At 71.6% G+C, this 19,021-nt stretch carries 16 protein-coding genes and 1 riboswitch; of the genes, 11 read left to right on the forward strand and 5 right to left on the reverse strand.

The genetic code is table 11. The annotated features are described in order from the left end of the window. Positions 1 to 2: 2 nt before the first annotated feature. The 5 genes from IEY95_RS23445 to IEY95_RS23465 all read left to right on the forward strand — a co-directional run bounded on the left by IEY95_RS23445 (position 3) and on the right by IEY95_RS23465 (position 5,992). A complete protein-coding gene (locus IEY95_RS23445) occupies positions 3 to 1,079 on the forward strand; it encodes an ABC transporter ATP-binding protein (protein ID WP_189188063.1) in 1,077 nt (358 codons plus the stop codon). 66 nt (positions 1,080 to 1,145) lie between these two features. Beyond that, positions 1,146 to 2,630 (forward strand): HAD-IA family hydrolase, encoded by a 1,485-nt coding sequence (locus tag IEY95_RS23450; protein ID WP_268240496.1) that lies wholly within the window; start codon positions 1,146 to 1,148, stop codon positions 2,628 to 2,630. A gap of 189 nt (positions 2,631 to 2,819) precedes the next feature. Further along, positions 2,820 to 5,123, forward strand: a complete 2,304-nt coding sequence (locus IEY95_RS23455; RefSeq protein ID WP_189188064.1) for a sensor histidine kinase — start codon at positions 2,820 to 2,822, stop codon at positions 5,121 to 5,123. Beyond that, positions 5,113 to 5,604 (forward strand): roadblock/LC7 domain-containing protein, encoded by a 492-nt coding sequence (locus tag IEY95_RS23460; RefSeq protein WP_189188065.1) that lies wholly within the window; start codon positions 5,113 to 5,115, stop codon positions 5,602 to 5,604. Before IEY95_RS23455 ends, IEY95_RS23460 begins: the two co-directional genes overlap by 11 nt. A 7-nt stretch (positions 5,605 to 5,611) precedes the next feature. Next, positions 5,612 to 5,992: a DUF742 domain-containing protein gene (locus IEY95_RS23465; protein WP_229703254.1), complete on the forward strand. Its 381-nt coding sequence runs from the start codon at positions 5,612 to 5,614 to the stop codon at positions 5,990 to 5,992. Positions 5,993 to 6,007: 15 nt separating this feature from the next. Here the strand turns inward: IEY95_RS23465 and IEY95_RS23470 are convergent, their stop codons facing one another. Next, positions 6,008 to 6,580: a Repetin gene (locus IEY95_RS23470; RefSeq protein ID WP_189188066.1), complete on the reverse strand. Its 573-nt coding sequence runs from the start codon at positions 6,578 to 6,580 to the stop codon at positions 6,008 to 6,010. Between the two features lie 306 nt (positions 6,581 to 6,886). On the opposite strand from IEY95_RS23470, the gene IEY95_RS23475 reads away from it, so the two are divergent. Both IEY95_RS23475 and IEY95_RS23480 read left to right on the forward strand, forming a co-directional pair. After that, positions 6,887 to 7,675 (forward strand): carbon-nitrogen hydrolase family protein, encoded by a 789-nt coding sequence (locus IEY95_RS23475; RefSeq protein WP_189188067.1) that lies wholly within the window; start codon positions 6,887 to 6,889, stop codon positions 7,673 to 7,675. A 52-nt stretch (positions 7,676 to 7,727) separates the two neighbouring features. Next, positions 7,728 to 9,437, forward strand: coding sequence for a flavin monoamine oxidase family protein (locus IEY95_RS23480; protein WP_189188068.1), 1,710 nt, complete (start codon positions 7,728 to 7,730; stop codon positions 9,435 to 9,437). A gap of 27 nt (positions 9,438 to 9,464) precedes the next feature. Here the strand turns inward: IEY95_RS23480 and IEY95_RS23485 are convergent, their stop codons facing one another. Together IEY95_RS23485 and IEY95_RS23490 are read right to left on the reverse strand one after the other, a co-directional pair. Continuing rightward, positions 9,465 to 10,394 (reverse strand): LLM class F420-dependent oxidoreductase, encoded by a 930-nt coding sequence (locus tag IEY95_RS23485; protein ID WP_189188069.1) that lies wholly within the window; start codon positions 10,392 to 10,394, stop codon positions 9,465 to 9,467. Positions 10,395 to 10,482: 88 nt separating this feature from the next. After that, positions 10,483 to 11,211, reverse strand: coding sequence for a DUF5995 family protein (locus IEY95_RS23490; protein WP_189188070.1), 729 nt, complete (start codon positions 11,209 to 11,211; stop codon positions 10,483 to 10,485). A 171-nt stretch (positions 11,212 to 11,382) separates the two neighbouring features. Between IEY95_RS23490 and IEY95_RS23495 the strand changes: the two genes are divergently transcribed. Then, positions 11,383 to 12,492 carry a glycoside hydrolase family 6 protein gene (locus IEY95_RS23495; protein ID WP_189188154.1) on the forward strand — a complete coding sequence of 370 codons (1,110 nt, stop codon included), beginning with the start codon at positions 11,383 to 11,385 and terminating at the stop codon, positions 12,490 to 12,492. Here IEY95_RS23495 and IEY95_RS23500 read toward each other — a convergent pair. Beyond that, entirely contained in the window at positions 12,474 to 13,868 is a 1,395-nt protein-coding gene (locus IEY95_RS23500) for a uracil-xanthine permease family protein (RefSeq protein ID WP_189188071.1), read from the reverse strand. The genes IEY95_RS23495 and IEY95_RS23500 overlap by 19 nt on opposite strands. 121 nt (positions 13,869 to 13,989) lie before the next feature. Here IEY95_RS23500 and IEY95_RS23505 point away from each other — a divergent pair, with 121 nt between their 5' ends. Together IEY95_RS23505 and IEY95_RS23510 are read left to right on the forward strand one after the other, a co-directional pair. Then, positions 13,990 to 15,255 (forward strand): alginate lyase family protein, encoded by a 1,266-nt coding sequence (locus IEY95_RS23505; RefSeq protein ID WP_189188072.1) that lies wholly within the window; start codon positions 13,990 to 13,992, stop codon positions 15,253 to 15,255. A gap of 88 nt (positions 15,256 to 15,343) precedes the next feature. Then, the gene (locus IEY95_RS23510) at positions 15,344 to 15,805 is read left to right on the forward strand and encodes an acyl-CoA thioesterase (RefSeq protein ID WP_189188073.1); all 462 of its coding nucleotides are present in this window, start codon (positions 15,344 to 15,346) and stop codon (positions 15,803 to 15,805) included. On the opposite strand, the gene IEY95_RS23515 is transcribed toward IEY95_RS23510, so the two are convergent. Then, complete coding sequence (locus IEY95_RS23515; RefSeq protein ID WP_189188074.1) at positions 15,765 to 16,976, reverse strand: MFS transporter; 1,212 nt, start codon at positions 16,974 to 16,976, stop codon at positions 15,765 to 15,767. The two genes, IEY95_RS23510 and IEY95_RS23515, sit on opposite strands and share 41 nt — an antisense overlap. A 253-nt stretch (positions 16,977 to 17,229) precedes the next feature. On the opposite strand from IEY95_RS23515, the gene IEY95_RS23520 reads away from it, so the two are divergent. Next, positions 17,230 to 18,417, forward strand: coding sequence for an ROK family transcriptional regulator (locus tag IEY95_RS23520; RefSeq protein WP_189188075.1), 1,188 nt, complete (start codon positions 17,230 to 17,232; stop codon positions 18,415 to 18,417). A gap of 349 nt (positions 18,418 to 18,766) precedes the next feature. Next, a riboswitch (FMN riboswitch) is annotated at positions 18,767 to 18,897 on the forward strand. Positions 18,898 to 19,021: the final 124 nt, after the last annotated feature.

Consider the following 19,021-nt stretch of genomic DNA (forward strand, 5'->3'; position numbering starts at 1 on the left):
CCATGACCGTCACCACGCTTGAGAAGGCCGCGGGCGCCAAGGCCGCCACCGTTGAATTCCGGGGTCTGCGCCGGGAGTTCGGCCCGACCGTCGCCCTCGACGGACTGGATCTCACCGTTCAGCCCGGAGAACTCCTCGCTCTGCTCGGCCCGTCCGGCTGCGGCAAGACCACCGCGCTGCGCATGCTCGCCGGGTTCGAACACCCCGACTCCGGTGAGGTGCTGGTGGACGGCGAGGATGTCACGCGCGTCCCGGCACACCGCCGTGACGCCGGCATGGTCTTCCAGTCGTACAGCCTCTTCCCGCATCTGAGCGCCCTCGACAACGTGGCCTTCGGACTACGGATGCGCAAGGTGCGTACGGCCGAACGGCGAGCCCGCGCCGCCGAGTTGCTCGACCTCGTGGGTCTCGCCGACAAGGGCGAGCGGTTCGCGCACCAGCTCTCCGGTGGCCAGCAGCAGCGCATCGCGCTGGCCCGCGCGCTCGCCCTGCGGCCGCGTGTGCTGCTGCTCGACGAGCCGCTCTCCGCACTGGACGCCAAGGTGCGGCTCAATCTCCGCGAGGAGATCCGCCGTCTCCAGCAGGAACTCGGCATCACCACCCTGTTCGTGACGCACGATCAGGAAGAGGCGTTGTCCATGGCGGACCGGGTCGCGGTCATGCGGGCCGGGAAGCTGGAACAGTGCGCCGCGCCCGCCGAGTTGTACGGGCGTCCCGCCACCGCATTCGTCGCCGAGTTCGTGGGCACGATGAGCCGGATTCCGGGACACCTGGACGGCGAGACGGTCGAGGTCCTCGGTCAGCGGCTGCCGGTGGACGGGGACGCGCCCGCCGTACGGGAGGTGGATGTGCTCGTACGGCCCGAGGCGGTGGGGGTGCGCCCGGACGACGCCGGTGACGCGCGTGTCGTGGCCACCGCCTTCCTCGGGGCGGCCACCCGGGTCTCCGTGCGGCTGGCGGACGGGACCGAGGTCAAGGCCGACCTGCCCACGCACGAGGCCGCGGTGCTCGGATCGGGTGCCGCCGTAACGGTGAGCCTGCCGGAGCGGGCGGTGCTGGTCGCCGAGCGCACGAACTGAAGAAGGGCCGGGTTTCGCCCGTCGAAGCCCGGCCACCGACACCCCCCACCGACGAAAGAGAGCGCCGTGACCCACCGCACCACCTCCCGACTCACCCTCCAGGCCGTCCTGTTCGACATGGACGGCACGCTCGTGGACACCGAGCGACTGTGGTGGGAGGCGGTGGAGCAGGTGGCCGACGGGCTCGGGCGTCCGCTGACGGGCGCCGACCAGGCCGAGGTGCTCGGTCGGCCCGTCGAATACACCGCGGCCTGGCTGGGCGGGATCACGGACGCTCCGGCCGAGGAGATCGCCGCCGAGCTGCACAGGGAGTTCGCGGACCGCGTCCGCACCGGCATCGTGCCCCGGCCGGGAGCGCTGCGACTCCTCCAGGAACTGGTGCACGAGGGCGTCCCCACCGCCCTCGTCACCGCCTCACCGCGCGCGGTGGCCGACACCGTGCTCGAGGCCCTCGGCGCCGGACACTTCGCCGTCTCCGTCACCGCCGACGACACCGAGCGCACCAAGCCCGCCCCCGACCCGTACCTCGCCGCCTGCCGCGCCCTCGGGGTCGAGCCCGCCGCGTGCGTCGCCGTCGAGGACACCCAGACGGGCGTCACCTCCGCCGAGGCGGCGGGCTGCGCCGTGCTCGCGGTGCCCTCCCTCGCGCCGATCGCCCCCGCGGCCGGGCGCACCGTCCTGGCCAGCCTGGAGGAGGTCACCCCGGCACGGTTGCGCGCCATGGTCGCGCCGCGTGAGCTGCGGGTGATGAGCTGGAACCTCTGGTACGGCGGCACCAAGGTCGACGACCACCGCGAGAAGCAGCTCAAGGCCATCGCGGAGACGGGCGCGGACGTGGTCGGCCTCCAGGAGACGTACGGGAACGCGGCGGAGGAACTCGCCGAGGCCCTCCGCTGGCACCACCACCGGGCGGGCGAGAACCTCGGCGTCATCAGCCGCTACCCGATCACCGCTCGCCTCGGCGATCCGGACGTCGGTTTCTACGGGGGGACCGGCGTCCGGATCCGGCTGGACGGCGGGCAGGAGGTCGACGTCTGGACCGCCCACCTCGACTACACGCCGTACGGGCCGTACGAAGCCGCCTTCGACCGGCTCCCGGCCAACGAGCTCATCGCCCACGAAGCCGTACGGCTGGAGCAGATGCGGGAGATCCTCCGAGGGATCGCCGAGTCCGCCACCGACGCCACCCCCGTGGTGCTGGTCGGTGATTTCAACGCGCCCTCGCACCTGGACCGGCCGGACGTCGAGTGGCCCGTGACCAAGGCCGCCGAGGAGGCGGGCCTGCGCGACTCCTACCGCGAGGCCCACCCCGACCCCGTACGGGATCCGGGGCACACCTGGTCGCCGATCCATGGGGAGCACGAGGACGGCAGCGGGCGGCCCGAGCCGCAGGACCGGATCGACTTCGTCCTGCATCGCGGGCTGCGGGTGCGCGACTCGCGCACGTTCGTCAGCGGCACCCCGCGTCCCTGGCCCGACGTCGCCGGCAACCACTGGCCGTCGGACCACGCCGCGGTTGTCACCACCTTTGACGTGCCCCGGGCCGACTGACCGGGCGCGCACCGCGCGTCGATCGAACCGAGCACTCCCCGCGTGTTGAACAGAGAGGCAGTGCAGGAATCCATTGCGGTCCGGGTGCGCCATCCCGTAGGTTGATCCGCGCTCGCTACCAGCGGGTAACACCGATGGGTAACCACACGTCGCCCGGCCACCCGACCGTCCTGCTGTCCTGGGGAGACCATGCGCTGGCCCTTCGGCCGTCCCGCCACGGTCCGTACGCGCATCGTGGCGCTCGCGCTCGCTCCGGTGATCGCCCTCATGGCGCTGTGGAGCTTCGCCATGGTCTCCGTCACCGGCGAACTGCGTGCGCTCGTCCGGGTCCAGGGGGTGTACGACGACTTCGGCACACCGGTCGACACGGCGGTCGGCCAGATCCAGATCGAACGGCGGCTCGCGGCCGCGTACTTGGGGGCGAACCACGGTACAGCGGCGGCCCTCGACCTGATGGAGCAGCAGCGCCGCACCGACCGTGCCGTGACCGCCATGCGGGAGGCGATCGGGGAGGGGGACCGAGGCAGGCTCTCCGACCGGCAGCGACAGGTGCTCGACGCCATGCTCGATTCCGTCGACGGACTGGAAGGGCTGCGGGAGCGCGTGCTGTCCCGCGACATCTCCTGGGACCGGGCCGTCAGCGAGTACGGCGCCCTCGTGGAACCGGGCTTCGACGTCCAGTCCGCGCTCACCGCGCTCCAGGCCGGACAGCTCGCGCGCGAGGCCCAGGTCGTCATCGAGTTGGTGCGGGTACGGGAGTTCGTGTCGCGCGAGGACGCCCTCGTCGCGGGAGCGCGGGCCGCCGGATCGCTCACCGACCGCCAGTACGACACGCTGACCGCGACGATCGAGGACCGCCGGGTCTTCGAGCGGACCTATGTGCCCGACCTGCCCGCCGACTCGCGCGGGCTCTTCGAGGAGTTCCAGCGCGGGGACATCCACCGGCAGTTGACCCGCGGCGAGGACGCGCTGCTGCGGGCGGGCGCGCAGCGTGCGGGCGAGGCCGTCGCGGCCGGCTCCTGGCGCACCACCACCGACCGGGCCGTCAAGCGCTACATGCAGCTGTGCACCCGTTCGGCCGTCAACTCCGCCGATCGCGGACGGGAGTTCGCCTACCGGGAGTTGGCCAAGGCCGCGATCGTCGGAGCGCTCGGCCTCGCCGCCGTGGCGCTGTCCCTGTGGCTCGCCGTGCGCGGCGCCCGTCGTATCTCGCGCCGCCTGGAAACCCTGCGGGACGCCGCCGACCTCCTGACCTCGCGCCAACTGCCGGACGTGATGCGGCGGTTGAGTGCGGGCGAGGACGTGGACGCCGCCGCCGAGGCGCCGCCCCTCGCTGACGGGCCGGCGGGTGCCGACGAAATCGGCCAGGTCGGCCGGTCCTTCAACACCGCCCGCCTCGCGGCCGTCGAGGCCGCCGTCAAGCAGGCGACGCTGCGCCGCGGGCTGTTCGCCGTGCTCCTCAACATCGCCCGCCGCAATCAGGCGCTCGTGCACCGCCAGCTCAAACTCGTCGACACGCTGGAGCGGCGCACCAACGACCCGGACGTCCTGGAGGACCTGTTCCGGATCGACCACCTCACCACCCGTATGCGGCGCCACGCGGAGAGCCTGATCATCCTCTCCGGCGCGGCGCCCGGCCGCAGATGGCGGCGGCCCGTACCCATCGCCCACGTGGTGTCCTCCGCGGTGAGCGAGATCGAGGACTACGCGCGCGTCGTGATCCCGCCGATGCCGGAGGTGGGTGTCGCGGCGGACGCCGTCGCCGACGTCGCCCATCTGATCGCCGAACTCGTCGAGAACGCCACCGTGTTCTCGCCGCCCCACACCCACGTCACCCTGCGCACCGGCAGGGCCGGGGGCGGTTTCGTCCTGGAGATCGACGACCGGGGCCTCGGCCTCGAGCCCGAGCAGATCGACGAGGCCCACCGCACCCTCACCACGCCGGACGACTTCGACCCGACCCGGCACGACCGGCTCGGGCTGTACGTGGTGGGGCGGCTCGCCGCACGGCACGGCATCGAGGTCACGCTGTGCCGGTCGCCGTACGGCGGTACGACGGCGGTGGTGCTGCTGCCGGAGGCGGTCCTCGCACCGGTCGAACCCGAACGGCCGGAGGCGGTGGCGGACACGCGGCTGAGGGCGCTGCCGTCCCGGAGGGGAACCGCCGTCCTCCCGGAACAGCGCGCGCAGGAGCAGGGGCGGGAGCAGGACCTGGGCCCGAGCCTGGGCGGTACCCCGGAGAGCGGTCCGGCACCGGAGTCGCCCGCCCTGCCCACCCGCGTCCGTCAGACCTCCCTCGCCCCCGAGTTGCGCACCGCGGTTCCGGATCCCGACGGGACGGCGGAGCGCGAGGTCACGCCCGACGAGATCCGCGCGGTCTTCGGCGCCTTCCAGCGCGGCCTCGACCGCGGCCGCAAGGGCCTGCCCACGGAACCCGGCCCCGCGCAGCGAACCGACACCGAGGAAGGAACGGCCGCCGACGATGCGCCCTGACCAGACCCCCGAGCATCCCGCCCACTTCTCCGAGCCTGCGGGCACCACCTCCGATGCGCCCGGCACCACTCCCGACCGCCCCGGCGCGGACCTCGGCTGGCTGCTCGACGATCTCGTGTCCCGGACCGACCACGTCCGCCAGGCCGTGCTCCTCACCGCCGACGGCCTGCCGCTGAGCTGCTCGGACGGCATGCGCAGAAGGGACATCGAGCACCTCGCCGCCGTCTGCTCCGGCTTCCACAGCCTCGCCCGGTCGGCCGGCGAGCGCTTCGACGCGGGGGAGGTGCGCCAGACCATGGTGATGCTCGACGACGCCTACCTCTTCATCACCCCGGCGGGGAACGGCAGTCGGCTGGCCGTCCTGAGCGAGGTGCAGACGGACGTCGGACAGCTCGCCCACGAGATGGCGCTGCTCGTCCGCCGCGTCGGACGCCACATGGCCGCCACTGTACGGTCGACCGCCGACGCCGCGGGTCCCTGATCCGGCCGTGACCGACGACCACTGGTACGAGGACGAGACCGGCTCGATGGTGCGGCCCTACACGGTGACGCGGGGCCGGACCCGGCCCTCGGACCGGCACACGATCGATCTGATGTCGCAGGTCACGGCCGTGCGGACGAACGAGGGGCAGCCGGGCGTCGACCACGCCCGTGCCGCCCTGCTCGACCTGGTGCGCCGCGGACCCCGGCCGGTCGTCGAGCTGGCCGCGGACGCCGACCTGCCCCTGACCGTCGTACGCGTGCTGCTCGGCGACCTGGCCGAGGCCGGCCTGGTGCGCGTCGACGCACCGCGGCGGACGGCGCCGGGCGGGCCGGCGGCCGATCCGGAGCTGCTGCGCGAGATCGTGGAGCGGCTGCGCGAGCTGTGAGAACCGGGCCCGGCACTAGAACGCGGGCCGCCAGGGCACGACCGTGTAGTCGCCCGTGCCCTGCTTCACCTTCTCGAAGGGTGCCGAGCCCACGCACTTCGGCAGGTCCTTGGTCTCCACCGGATTGCCGACCGATGCCCAGCTGTAGCCGAGCCGGTCGTGGTGGCCGAGGTCGTGGACCGTGATGCCCACCCGCCTGCCCTTCGCGCCGGGCAGGTCGGAGTCGGTGATCACGCCGGAGACGATGGCCACCTTGCCCCCAGTGAGCAGACAGTCGACCTTGGCCTTCGCCCAGGCCCCGTCGCCGTCGATGTAGTGACTCCAGGCGAAGGTGCCGGTGGCCTTCAGCGGGTTGTCGTTGTCCTCGGCCGCGAGGTGCGCGTCGAAGGAGAAGGTGATGTCGTCGCCCGCCGACCGGTACAGCTTGGCGGTTCCGGTGAGCGCGGCGGCCTCCCGCTCCCCCTGATGCCCCGTGCCGGACGCCTGATGCCCCGTGCCGGACGCCGCGGCGGATCCGGCCGCCCCCGCGGAGAGAAGCACGGCGGCGCTGAGCGCGATGACCTTCGTACGACGGTTGAGGCGGCTCATGACGGTCCTTTCCGACGGTGAAGCGCTGGTGAAACGGTCACCATCACTGTTCCGTCGCGGCCGGCCCGGCACATCGTGCCGAGGGCGTCACCGTCCCTCCGCCGCCCGGCGGGGGCCACGCCTGTGACCTGCGCCTCAAGGGGGATCCGGGCTCCGTCCGAGGGTGCGCAACGAATCGCCGCCGGGCCCCCGGGGCACGCAACGATTCGTTCAGTGGCGCGCAACGGGTCCTTCTTGTCCGGCCGAGCCCGCCGACCGTACCGTCTATCTGGCCCCCCAAACCCTCCGTACCGGTGAGGAACACGCATGCGCACAGCCCTGCTCCAGAGCTCCGGCCGCCCCGGCTCGGTCGTCGAGAACCTCAAGGTGCTCGACGAGGCCGCGGGCCGTGCCGCCGGCGCCGGCGCGGGGCTGCTCGTGGCGCCGGAGATGTTCCTGACCGGGTACGCGATCGGCGACGACATCGCCCGCCTCGCCGAGCCCGCCGACGGCGAGTCCGCGGACGCGATCGCCGAGATCGCCACCCGGCACGGCGTGGCCGTCGCCTACGGCTACCCGGAGCGCTCCGGCGAGTCGGTGTTCAACTCCGCGCAGCTGATCTCCGCCGACGGCACCCGTCTCGCGAACTACCGCAAGACCCATCTCTTCGGCTGCTTCGAGCGCGACCACTTCACGCCCGGCGAGCAACCGGTCGTGCAGGCCGAGCTCGGCGGCCTGCGGGTCGGCCTGATGATCTGCTACGACGTCGAGTTCCCGGAGAACGTCCGCGCGCACGCCCTCGCCGGCACCGACCTCCTGCTCGTGCCGACCGCGCAGATGCACCCGTTCCAGTTCGTCGCCGAGTCCGTCGTCCCGGTGCGCGCCTTCGAGAACCAGATGTACGTCGCGTACGTCAACCGCACCGGGCCGGAGGGGGAGTTCGAGTTCGTCGGGCTCTCCACGCTGGCGGGGCCCGACGGGGTCGCCCGCGCCCGGGCCGGCCGCGGTGAGGAACTGGTCTTCGCCGACGCCGACCCCGGCTTCCTCGCGGCCTCACGCGAGGCGAACCCGTATCTGAAGGACCGCCGCCCCGGCCTCTACGGGTCGCTGATCTGAGTCCGGCCGCCCTCTCCCCTCAAACAGCTTTCGCGCAAGGAGTCCGTACCCCATGACGTCCACGGTGCCCAACGCCGTCCAGCACGCCGATGTGCAGCAGCCGCCGATCACCATGTTCGGCCCGGACTTCCCCTACGCGTACGACGACTTCCTCGCGCATCCGGCGGGCCTCGGCCAGATACCCGCGACCGAGCACGGCACCGAGGTCGCGGTCATCGGTGGCGGCCTGTCCGGCATCGTGGCCGCGTACGAGCTGATGAAGATGGGCCTCAAGCCCGTCGTCTACGAGGCCGACGAGATCGGTGGCCGGCTGCGCACGGTCGGCTTCGACGGATGCGACCCCTCGCTCACCGCCGAGATGGGCGCCATGCGCTTCCCGCCGTCCTCCACCGCCCTCCAGCACTACATCGACCTGGTGGGCCTGGAGACCCGGCCGTTCCCCAACCCGCTGGCCGAGTCGACGCCCTCGACGGTCGTCGACCTCAAGGGCGAGTCCCACTACGCGACCACCGTCGACGACCTGCCGCAGGTCTACCGCGACGTGATGAACGCCTGGAACGCCTGCCTCGAAGAGGGCGCCGACTTCTCCGACATGAACCAGGCCATGCGGGAGCGCGACGTGCCGCGCATCCGCGAGATCTGGGCCAAGCTCGTCGAGAAGCTCGACAACCAGACCTTCTACGGCTTCCTCTGCGAGTCCGAGTCCTTCAAGTCCTTCCGGCACCGCGAGATCTTCGGCCAGGTCGGCTTCGGCACGGGCGGCTGGGACACCGACTTCCCGAACTCCATCCTGGAGATCCTGCGCGTCGTCTACACCGAGGCCGACGACCACCACCGCGGCATCGTCGGCGGCTCCCAGCAGCTGCCCGTGCGCCTGTGGGAGCGCGAGCCGGAGAAGATCGTCCACTGGGCGTTCGGCACCTCGCTGTCGACACTGCACGACGGCGCCCCGCGCCCGGCCGTGACCCGGCTGCACCGCACCGCGGGCAACCGGATCACCGTGACGGACGCGGATGGTGACATCCGTACGTTCAAGGCGGCGATCTTCACCGCCCAGTCCTGGATGCTGCTCTCCAAGATCGCCTGCGACGACTCGCTCTTCCCGATCGACCACTGGACGGCGATCGAGCGCACGCACTACATGGAGTCGAGCAAACTCTTCGTGCCCGTCGACCGGCCGTTCTGGCTGGACAAGGCCGTCGACGACAGGGGAAATCCGACCGGCCGTGACGTCATGTCGATGACGCTCACCGACCGGATGACCCGAGGCACCTACCTCCTGGACGACGGTCCGGACAAGCCCGCCGTCATCTGCCTCTCGTACACGTGGTGCGACGACAGCCTCAAGTGGCTGCCGCTGTCCGCGAACGAGCGGATGGAGGTCATGCTGAAGTCGCTCGGCGAGATCTACCCGAAGGTTGACATCAGGAAGCACATCATCGGCAACCCGGTGACCGTGTCCTGGGAGAACGAGCCCTACTTCATGGGCGCGTTCAAGGCCAACCTGCCGGGCCACTACCGCTACCAGCGCCGCCTGTTCACCCACTTCATGCAGGACGTGCTGCCCGAGGACAAGCGGGGCATCTTCCTCGCCGGTGACGACATCTCCTGGACGGCCGGCTGGGCCGAGGGCGCCGTGCAGACCGCGCTGAACGCGGTCTGGGGCGTCATGCACCAGCTGGGCGGGACGACCGACCCGTCCAACCCCGGGCCCGGCGACGTCTACGACGAGATCGCGCCGGTGGAGCTGCCCGAGGACTGAGGCCGGATCGGGTTCCGCGGGCGGTCGTCAGATTCCGGCCGCCCGCGCCGCCGTGTACACCTCGGCGGCCAGGTCCTTGAGTTCCTCGGCGTCCCGTGGGGTGTCGGTGAAGTCGAGGAAGAACTCGTCGAGGCCGACCTCGGCGTGGGCCGCGAGATCGGTCACGATCTGGTCGATGTTGCCCTGGAAGGGGGCGCGGTCCGAGCCGTCGTACGCCTTGGCCGTGTACCGGAGGTTCACCCGGCCCACCGACTCGATCGGCTTCGTGCGTCCCCGCTCGGCCGCGAAGTTCCGTACCCCCTGCCACTGCGTGGCGAGCTGCTCGGCCCCCATGGCCACCGGCATCCAGCCGTCGCCGCGCTCGACCAGCCGGGACAGCGACTTCTTGGTGAAGGCGGGCAGCAGGATCGGGATCGGCCGGGCGGGCTTGGGGGCGACCACGGCCGACGCGATCTTCGTCAGACGGCCCTCGTAGCGCACCGGGTCGGCGCCCCACACCGCGTGGCAGACGTCGATGACCTCGTCCAGGACCTTTCCGCGCTCCTCGAACGGGGCCACGCCCGCCGCCGCGTACTCGTCGAGCGACCAGCCGGTGCCGAGGCCCGCCACGACCCGGCCGCCACTCGCCGCGTCCAGCGTGCCGAGGGTCCTGGCCAGCTGGAACGGGCCGTGCAGCGGGGCGACCAGGACACTCGTGCCGAGCCGGGCCCGCCGCGTGGCCGACACGGCCAGGGTCAGTGTCACCAGCGGTTCGGCCAGGCCGCGGTACGCGTCGGGCCAGGGCACTCCCGGCATGTCGTACAGCCCTTGAGTCGCGGGCTCCGGGAACAGGGCACGCTCGAACACCCACAGGCTCTCGTAGCCGATCTCCTCGGCCGTGCGGGCCACGTCCGGCACGTCGCGTCCGATGTCGTACTGGTGCGTCTGCGGAAGACTCAGGCCGAGCCGAGTGGCCATGCTGGTGCTCCTTTGCATCAGGCGTATCGATCAGCAACGTATCGCTTGTTACGTCACGTTCCGCTCTGTACGCGGTGATGTGGCTGGATCAGTCCGGCAGCGGGGTGAGCAGCATCCGGCCGGCGAAGCCCACCGCCGCGTCGAGGCGGTCGCCGAACTCCTCGGCCAGGTCGGGCAGGCCGCGCAGCGCCCACAGGGCCCGCGCCGCCGACCAGGTGGCGTCGCGTGCCCGCTCCAGGCTCCACGAGCCGAGCAGATGGGTGAGCGGATCAGCGATCTGGAGCAGGTCGGGACCCGGCATCAGATCTTCGCGGATGCGTTCCTCCATCGAGACGAGGAGATCGCCCACGCGGTCGAACTCGTCCTCCAGATCGGCCGGTTCGCAGCCGAGCGTACGACAGGTGTCCACGACGGCCAGCGCCAGATCGTGCCCGATGTGCGCGTTGATGCCTGCCAGCGCGAACTGCAGCGGACGTACACCGGGATGGCGGCGGAACTGCAGCAGCGGCCGCCAGCAGGCGGGCAAAAGAGAGGGGCGGCCCGAAGGGCCTTCGTCAAAAGGGTGGTGGTGGGAGACGGGCGGGCCCTCCTCGGCCACCGTCAGGTAGCGCTCCGCGAACCGCACGTCCAGCGTGATCGCGGCCTCGGGGTCGGGGAACGCACCGGCGTCCAGGTGCCGGTCGACCTCCTCGGTGACGGCGAGGTAGACGCGGTTGAAGACCGCGACCCCGTCCCGCTCGGGCAGGGTCGCGTCCAGGGCGCGCATACGGGAGACGACCGTGTCCACGGGGGTAATCGACTGTGCCAACTGCGCCATGGGGGCAGCGTCCCAGTCCTAGGCTGGCCGCAGTGCCGCCGTGCCGCACGCTTCCCCAGAACGGGGGAACGCGCCCGTGGCGGGAGGGGGGAGCAGTACGTGTCAGGCTTACGTGCCCAGCGTCTGGCCGAGCGCAGGGCCGAGCGCAGGCGGGCCGCCAGGCGCGGTGCCATGGTCGCGGCGGCCTCGGTCGTGGTCGCGGTCGGTACGGTGACCGGGATGGTGTCCGCGCTCGACGACGGGCGCCCTTCCGACGACGCCAAACCGCTGGTGACCCGCTCGCCCAGCCTCCGTCCGCTGCCCGCCGTGCCGACGCCGCCGCCCACGTCGGCCTCGCCGTCCCCCTCGAAGTCCGTGTCCCCGAAGCCCAGCCCGAAGCCGTCCGCGAGCCGGAGCAAGCAGGAGACCGTGGCCGCTCCCGCCCTGCTCTACCGTCATCCCGACTCCCAGGTCCTCGACTGGGTCAAGGCCCATCCCGGTGACGCCCGGCGCGACGTGATCGAGTCCCGGATAGCCGACCGCCCGGCCGCGGTCTGGTTCGCGGACTTCACGCCGTCCACCATCACCGCGCGGGTCAGGGCGGTGACGTCGGCCGCCGCCGCGCAGGGCCGGGTCCCGGTCGTCGTGCCGTACGCCATCCCGCAACGCGACTGCGGCGGCGCCTCGGAGGGCGGGGCGCCCGACCTCGCCGCGTACGACGGCTGGATCGACAGCTTCGCGGCGGGGCTCGGCTCCGGTGAGGTCATCGTCGTCCTGGAGCCCGACTCGATCGCCCAGTCCGACTGCCTCACCGAGGGCGAACAGGCCGACCGCTTCGCCTCGTTGGCCCGCGCGGGCCGCGTCTTCAAGGCCGCGAACCCCAGGGCCCGGGTCTATTACGACGCCGGCCACTCCGACTGGAACCCCGCCGCCAAACAGGCATCGCTGCTCGATCAGGCGGGCGCCGCCTCACCCGCCTCTTCCGACGGCATCTTCACCAACGTGTCCAATTTTCACCGTACGAGCGACGAGATCGCGTACGCCCGACAGGTGCTGTCCGCTCTCGGCGGCCCGGCGAGCCTGGGCGCCGTCATCGACACCAGCCGGAACGGCAACGGCGCGCCGGCCGACGGGCAGTGGTGCGATCCGGCGGGCCGCAAGATCGGAGAGGCGCCGACCCTGAACACCGGAGCGGCCAGGATCGACGCCTATCTGTGGGTGAAGCTGCCGGGGGAGTCGGACGGCTGCAAGGGCACGCCGGGGACCTTCTCGGCGGAGTACGCCTATGAGCTGGCGCGCTGATCCTCGACCTCGTCGTACGAGGAGGTGCCCTCGTCCAGCAGTGGCTCCTGCGTCTTGAGGTGGGCCGGAGCCATCGCCCGCAGCGCGTGGTAGCCGGTGATCACGACGAGGGTGCCCAGCGCGATGCCGTTCAGCGAGAAGTTCTCCGTGAACTTCAGCGTGACGCCGCCGACGCCGATGATGATGCCCGCGGCGGCCGGCACCAGGTTCAGCGGGTTGCGCAGGTCGACCCGGGCGTTGAGCCAGATCTGGGCGCCGAGCAGGCCGATCATGCCGTACAGGATGACGGTGATGCCGCCGAGGACGCCGCCCGGGATCGCGGCCACGACCGCGCCGAACTTGGGGCAGATGCCGAAGAGGAGGGCGAAGCCCGCGGCGGCCCAGTAGGCGGCCGTGGAGTAGACGCGGGTCGCGGCCATCACGCCGATGTTCTCGGAGTAGGTGGTGTTGGGCGGCCCGCCGACCGCCGTGGAGAGCATCGAGGCGACGCCGTCCGCGGAGATCGCGGTGCCCAGCTTGTCGTCCAGCCGGGTGCCGGTCATCTCGCCGACGGCCTTGACGTGACCGGCGTTCTCGGCGACCAGCGCGATCACGACGGGCAGTGCGACGAGGATCGCCGACCACTGGAAGGACGGCCCGTGGAAACTGGGCAGCCCGATCCAGTCCGCCTTGCTCACGCCCGACAGATCGAGCCGCCAGTGGTCGGTGAGTTGGCCGCTCGCGTCCACCGAGTGGATCTTGCCGAAGATCCGGTCGAAGGCCCAGGAGATCCCGTACCCGAAGACCAGTCCGAGGAAGATCGCGATCCGTGACCAGAAACCGCGCAGGCAGACGACGGCCAGTCCGGTGAAGAGCATCACCAGCAGTGCCGTCCACTGGTCCTGCGGCCAGTACGTGGACGCGGTCACCGGTGCCAGGTTGAAACCGATCAGCATGACGACCGCGCCGGTCACGATCGGCGGCATGGTGGCATGGATGATCCGTGCCCCGAAGCGCCGCACGGCGAGTCCCACCAGGAACAGGGCGATGCCGACCACGAACACCGCGCCCGTCACCGTCGCGCTGGTGCCGCCCTGGGCCCGGATCACGGCCGCCACGCCCACGAAGGAGAGCGAGCAGCCCAGGTAGCTGGGCACACGGCCGCGGGTCGCGAGCAGGAAGATGACCGTGGCGACGCCGGACATCATGATCGCGAGGTTCGGGTCGAGGCCCATGAGGACGGGCGCGACGAAGGATGCCCCGAACATGGCCACCACGTGCTGGGCGCCGAGCCCGATCGTGCGGGGCCAGGAGAGGCGTTCATCGGGGCGGACGACCGCTCCGGGTGCGGGCGTGCGCCCGTCGCCGTGCAATGTCCAGCGCACGCCGAGGTCCATGGTGTGGCTTCGCTTTCTCTGTACGTGAATCTGTCCGGACCATTGTCAGGGGTAACCAGCCGCCCTACGCTCGCACGGTCCTACTCATGAACTGCGTTCATATTTCTGATCGGAGTGCTCGATGAGTGCAAGACCCCGACTGGGTGTGGTCCTGGCGGCAGTGATCGCCCTCACAGCCGCCGTCGTTCCCTCCGCCGCCGCACATGCCGCGCCGAAGGTCCCGCGGACCGCGGTGCTCGACGGCGCGCGCCTGCAGGAGACGAAAGCCCGTCTGCAGCACGGAGATCCCCAACTCAAGCGCTCACTCGAAAACTTGACGGCCCGCGCCGACAACTGGCTGGACCAGGGCCCCTGGACGGTCGTCGACAAGCCGAAGCCCGCACCCGGCGGCGACGTCCACGACTACCTCAGCCAGGCTCCGTACTGGTGGCCCTCGCAGCCCAAGACCGCCGACAATCCATGGGGTTGCCCCTACGTCCAGCGTGACGGCCAGCGCAATCCCGAGGTCGACACCGGCACCGACCGCCAGGACGTCGAGAAGGTCTTCGACTCGAGCTACGACCTCTCGCTGGCCTGGTACTACACGGGCAAGAAGCAGTACGCGGAGAAGGCCGCCACTGTCCTGCGCACCTGGTTCCTCGCCTCGGACACCCGGATGAACCCGAACCTGGACCACGGGCAGTTCATCCCCTGCAAGTACGACGGCCGGGCCATCGGCATCATCGACTTCTCGCAGTCCTACACGAGCGTCCTGGACGCCCTCGCGATCCTGGAGACGGGCGCCCCGGGCTGGTCCAAGAACGACCGCACCGCGATGCGCGCCTGGAACACCGACTTCCGCGACTGGCTGGCGAACAGCGCCTTCGGCAAGGAGGAGGGCGCCGCCAAGAACAACCACGGCACCTTCTACGACATGCAGCTCGCCGCCCTGGCGTACGCGACCGGCGACAACGACCTTGCCCGGCGGACCGTCCTCGACGCGCGCGCCCTGCGCATCGATCCGCAGATCGCCGCCGACGGCAGTCAGCCCCAGGAGCTGGCCCGCACCCGCAGTTGGCACTACTCGACCTTCGACCTGGTCGCGTACACCCGCCTCGCCGCCATCGGCCGGCATGTGGGCGTGAACCTCTGGTCGTACCAAGGGCCGGACGGCCAGAGCCTGTTCAAGGCGGTCGACTATCTGCTGCCCGCCGCGACGGGCGCCGAGCCGTGGGCCCACCCGGAGCTGGAGTTCCACCGGTTCGCGGCGAGCGACGTCGTGCACGCGGCCGCCGACGCGGGGGACAGGGCCGCGAAGGCCGCCGTGCCGAAGCTCGAAACGCCGCCCGGCGGTGACCTGTGGGCGCTGCGACCGGCGGCGGAGCAGTTGGACTCCATAGCGGGCTGACCAGCCCCGCACCGACAGGGGCTCCTGAGCGGCTGCTTAGGATGGGATGACCCCACCGTCCTGTCCGGCACCTTCAGGAGCCCCGCCCGTGACCGCCGAAGCACCACCCGCCGCACCCGTCCCTGCCTACGGGCGGCTGATACCCGTCACCGTCCACTTCGACGACCTGGACGCGCTCGGGCTGCTGCACAACGCCCGCTACCCCGTGATGGTCGAGCGCGCCTGGACGGCGCTGTGGAACGAGCGCGGCTTCGGATTCGAGGGCGACTGGGAGGCGGCGGGCGACTTCTGCAACGCCGTCAAGGAGCTCCGGATCAGTTACGAGGCCCCGATCAACCGGCCGGGCGCGTACGCCGTCCACCTCTGGCTGGAGCGGCTCGGCAACACCGGACTGACGTACGGCTTCCGCTTCTGCTCGGCCGACGGCTCGGTGACGTACGCGCACGGCACCAGGGTCCTGGTCCGGCTCGACGCGGGGACGCTGCGCCCGACGCAGTGGAGCGACCGGTTCAGGGCCTTGGGTCGGGAACTGCTGCGCTCGCGGGGCTGACCTTCGGCCGGTTGCGATCACCCGCGCGCAGCACGCCCGCGAACGCGACCAGCCCGCAGGCCAGCACCGTGACCAGCCCGAACGACACCACCAGGCTCGTCGCCTGCGCCAGCGTGCCGATCGCGCCCGGCGCGACCAGGCCCGAGGTGTACGTGATGGTGGCGACGCCCGCGATGGCCTGGCTGGGGTTGGGGCCGCTGCGTCCGGCCGCGGCGAAGCAGAGGGGGACGACGACGGCGATGCCGAGACCCAGCAGGGCGAACCCGCCCATGGCCACGGCCGGGTTTCCGGCCACCACGACGAGCAGCCCGCCGAGCGCCGCGCAGAGGCCGCCGACGCGTACGGTGCGCACGGCGCCGAAGCGATCCACGATCCTGTCGCCCGCGATCCGCGCGAGGGCCATGGTGAGCGTGAAGCCCGTGGTGCACGCCGCTGCGCGACCCGCCGAGGTGGCCAGCCGGTCGCGCAGATAGACCGCGGACCAGTCCAGGCTCGCGCCCTCCGCGAACACCGCGCAGAACCCGACCGCACCGATCAGCAGCGCCGACCTGGGCGGCAGGGTGAAGCGCGGCGGGGGCTCCTCGTCCTCGGTCGGCTTGATGTCCAGCACCCACTGGCAGGCCACCAGGCCGAGGACGGTCAGCACCGCCGCCGCCAGCGCGTGGTGCAGGCGAGCGTCCGAGCCCAGGTGCGCGGCGAGGGTGCCGGCCGCCGAGCCGATCAGGGCGCCCGCGCTCCACATGCCGTGCAGCCCGGACATGATCGACTTGTCGAGGCGGTTCTCGACCTCCACGCCCAGGGCGTTCATCGCGACGTCCGCCATGCCCGCCGTGGCGCCGTAGGTGAAGAGCGCCAGGCACAGCGTGTACAGGTTCGGTGCGAGCGACGGCAGGATCAGGGCCAGTGTCCACAGCGAGATCAGGCCGCGCAGTGCCGTGCGGGCGCCGAAGGTGTGGCTGATCCGGCCCGCGAGCGGCATCGCGACGGACGCGCCGATCGCCGGGAACGCGAGCGCGATGCCGAGCTGGCCCGCGCCCACCGAGGCGTGGTCCTGGATCCAGGGCACGCGGGTCGCGAACGAGCCCGTCACCGCGCCGTGCACAGCGAACACGGCCGCCACGGCGTACCGTGCCCGCTTCAACCCGCGCATGTCGTAGACCACTTCACCCATGGTGCCCCTGCCCCTCCCGGACGTCCCTCCCCGTACTGCCGTCGTAAACTATCAGGAACCCTGCCTGATAAATAGCGGAATTAAGGCCGGGGGTAACGCCACCCCACTGATCCGGGAGGAGCCTGTGGTCTGGGACGAGCCTGTGGTCTGGGACGAGCCTGTGGTCCGGGTCGAGCCCGTGAGCCGGGTCGAGCCCGTGGTCCGGGTCGAGCCCGTGAGCCGGAAGGAACCCGTGATCTGGAAGGATCCCCGCATGCCCGCATCACCGAGCACCGCCCGAGCCATCAACGACCGGCTCGCCCTGCGGCTGCTGCAGCAGGAAGGCCCTTTGACGGCCGGGCAGTTGAAGCAGCTCACCGGACTGTCCCGGCCCACGGTCGCCGACCTCGTCGAGCGCCTCACGGCGGCCGGGCTGATCTCCGTGGTGGGGGAGTCCGGGGAGCAGCGGCGCGGCCCGAACGCCCGCTTGTACGGGATCGTCGCCGACCGGGCCCACCTCGCCGCCCTCGACGTGCGTACCGAGGGGGTCTCCGTCGTCGTCTCCGATCTCCTCGGCGCGGAGCTGGCCCGGGCGTCGGTGCCCATCGCGGACGACACCGGCACGGGGCCCGCCGTGGAGCAGGCGGTCACGCTGGTGGAGCGTGCGGCGAAGGAGGCGGGGGCGGAGCGACTGCACACGGTCGGCATCGGCGCCCCCGGCCTGATCGACCCCGCCACCGGTGAACTCCGCGACTCCTCCGGCCTGCCCGAGTGGCACCGCCGCCTGGTGGCCGCCCTTCAGGAGCGCCTGCCCGCCCGTGTCCTGGTCGAGAACGAGACGAACCTCGCCGCCCTCGCCGAACAGCGCGACGGCGCGGCGCGCGACCGCGACACGTTCGTGCTGCTGTGGCTGGGGCACGGCACCGGCGCCGCGGTGATCCTCGACGGCCGGCTCCGGCGCGGCGCCTCCGGCGGCACCGGTGAAATCGGCTTCCTCCCCGTGCCCGGTACTTCGACCCTCCCCTCGGCGACCGACTGCGAGGGCGGCTTCCATTCGCTGGCGGGGGCGGCGGCCGTCGCCGGGCTCGCGGCGCGCCACGGCGTCGCGGCGGAGCCGGTTCCGCATGAACCACACGCGGCGGCGCTGGTGAGGCAGGCCGTGGCAACCCCCGACGCCCCGGACTCCTCCCGCTTCCTCGACGCCCTCGCCGACCGTCTCGCCATCGGTGCCGCCTCCGTCATCGCCGTACTGGACCCCGGCTGCGTCGTCCTGGGCGGCGAGGTCGGCCGCGCCGGCGGGGACGTCCTCGCCGCGCGGGTCGAACGACGGCTCGTGCGGATGTCGCCGCTGCCGACGGAGGTGCGGGCGAGCGCGTTGGGTGGTGGCGCGGTGCTGCGCGGCGCCCTGTTGACCGCCCGGGACGGCGCCCAGGACGAACTCTTCGCACCGCCGTCGCGGTAACCCCCGAGGGGCGGGCGGGGCTTCTTTCGGAGGCGGGAACGGGTCGAGCCCCGGCCCGGGTTGGAGACCCGGCGGCGGGGCAAGGGCCTCCGTCACCGCCGCCGGGTCGATCGGGGGCGACCATTCGGTGTCGACAAACCGGTGTCGACGACGCGATGATCGCCGACATTAAATGGACTAGACCATAGCGTCAATAGGTGTGGACCATCATCAAGGGCGTGCGCCGGAGCGGGAGTTGACCGGTCGCGCGTCGCGCGAGAAGTCCATCCGAATGGCCTGTGAGCCACCCCACAGGCGTTCGCCCGCATGGGCGTCGATCAGGCGTGGCACACTGGCCCTGTACCAGAAGCAGCGCACTCCGGGGTCGGTGAAATTCCGAACCGGCGGTTACAGTCCGCGACCCGGTCGCTTCCAGCGGCCGGTTGACCAGGTGAAATTCCTGGACCGACGGTTAAAGTCCGGATGGGAGGCAGTGCGCGGCGGGCGGGCATTCGTGCGCGCCGCCGTTTGTTGCGACTTGTCCTAGGGGACGAGTCTCCTTTCGGCGTCGCTCCCGGTGTCGTCGTCCGCTCATGCTGTCGTCATCGACAGGCCCCGGAGTCCG

The sequence above is a fragment of the Streptomyces albiflavescens genome (genome assembly GCF_014645835.1).
Classification (GTDB): Bacteria; Actinomycetota; Actinomycetes; order Streptomycetales; family Streptomycetaceae; genus Streptomyces; species Streptomyces albiflavescens.

Coding starts and splice junctions, on each gene's coding strand:
- IEY95_RS23490 (WP_189188070.1), bottom strand. CDS start 11,211: ATGGCGCAGTTGGCACAGTCGATTACCCCCGTGGACACGGTCGTCTCC.
- IEY95_RS23475 (WP_189188067.1), top strand. CDS start 6,887: ATGCGCACAGCCCTGCTCCAGAGCTCCGGCCGCCCCGGCTCGGTCGTC.
- IEY95_RS23495 (WP_189188154.1), top strand. CDS start 11,383: ATGGTCGCGGCGGCCTCGGTCGTGGTCGCGGTCGGTACGGTGACCGGG.
- IEY95_RS23445 (WP_189188063.1), top strand. CDS start 3: ATGACCGTCACCACGCTTGAGAAGGCCGCGGGCGCCAAGGCCGCCACC.
- IEY95_RS23455 (WP_189188064.1), top strand. CDS start 2,820: ATGCGCTGGCCCTTCGGCCGTCCCGCCACGGTCCGTACGCGCATCGTG.
- IEY95_RS23505 (WP_189188072.1), top strand. CDS start 13,990: ATGAGTGCAAGACCCCGACTGGGTGTGGTCCTGGCGGCAGTGATCGCC.
- IEY95_RS23485 (WP_189188069.1), bottom strand. CDS start 10,394: ATGGCCACTCGGCTCGGCCTGAGTCTTCCGCAGACGCACCAGTACGAC.
- IEY95_RS23515 (WP_189188074.1), bottom strand. CDS start 16,976: ATGGGTGAAGTGGTCTACGACATGCGCGGGTTGAAGCGGGCACGGTAC.
- IEY95_RS23500 (WP_189188071.1), bottom strand. CDS start 13,868: ATGGACCTCGGCGTGCGCTGGACATTGCACGGCGACGGGCGCACGCCC.
- IEY95_RS23460 (WP_189188065.1), top strand. CDS start 5,113: ATGCGCCCTGACCAGACCCCCGAGCATCCCGCCCACTTCTCCGAGCCT.
- IEY95_RS23520 (WP_189188075.1), top strand. CDS start 17,230: ATGCCCGCATCACCGAGCACCGCCCGAGCCATCAACGACCGGCTCGCC.
- IEY95_RS23470 (WP_189188066.1), bottom strand. CDS start 6,580: ATGAGCCGCCTCAACCGTCGTACGAAGGTCATCGCGCTCAGCGCCGCC.
- IEY95_RS23480 (WP_189188068.1), top strand. CDS start 7,728: ATGACGTCCACGGTGCCCAACGCCGTCCAGCACGCCGATGTGCAGCAG.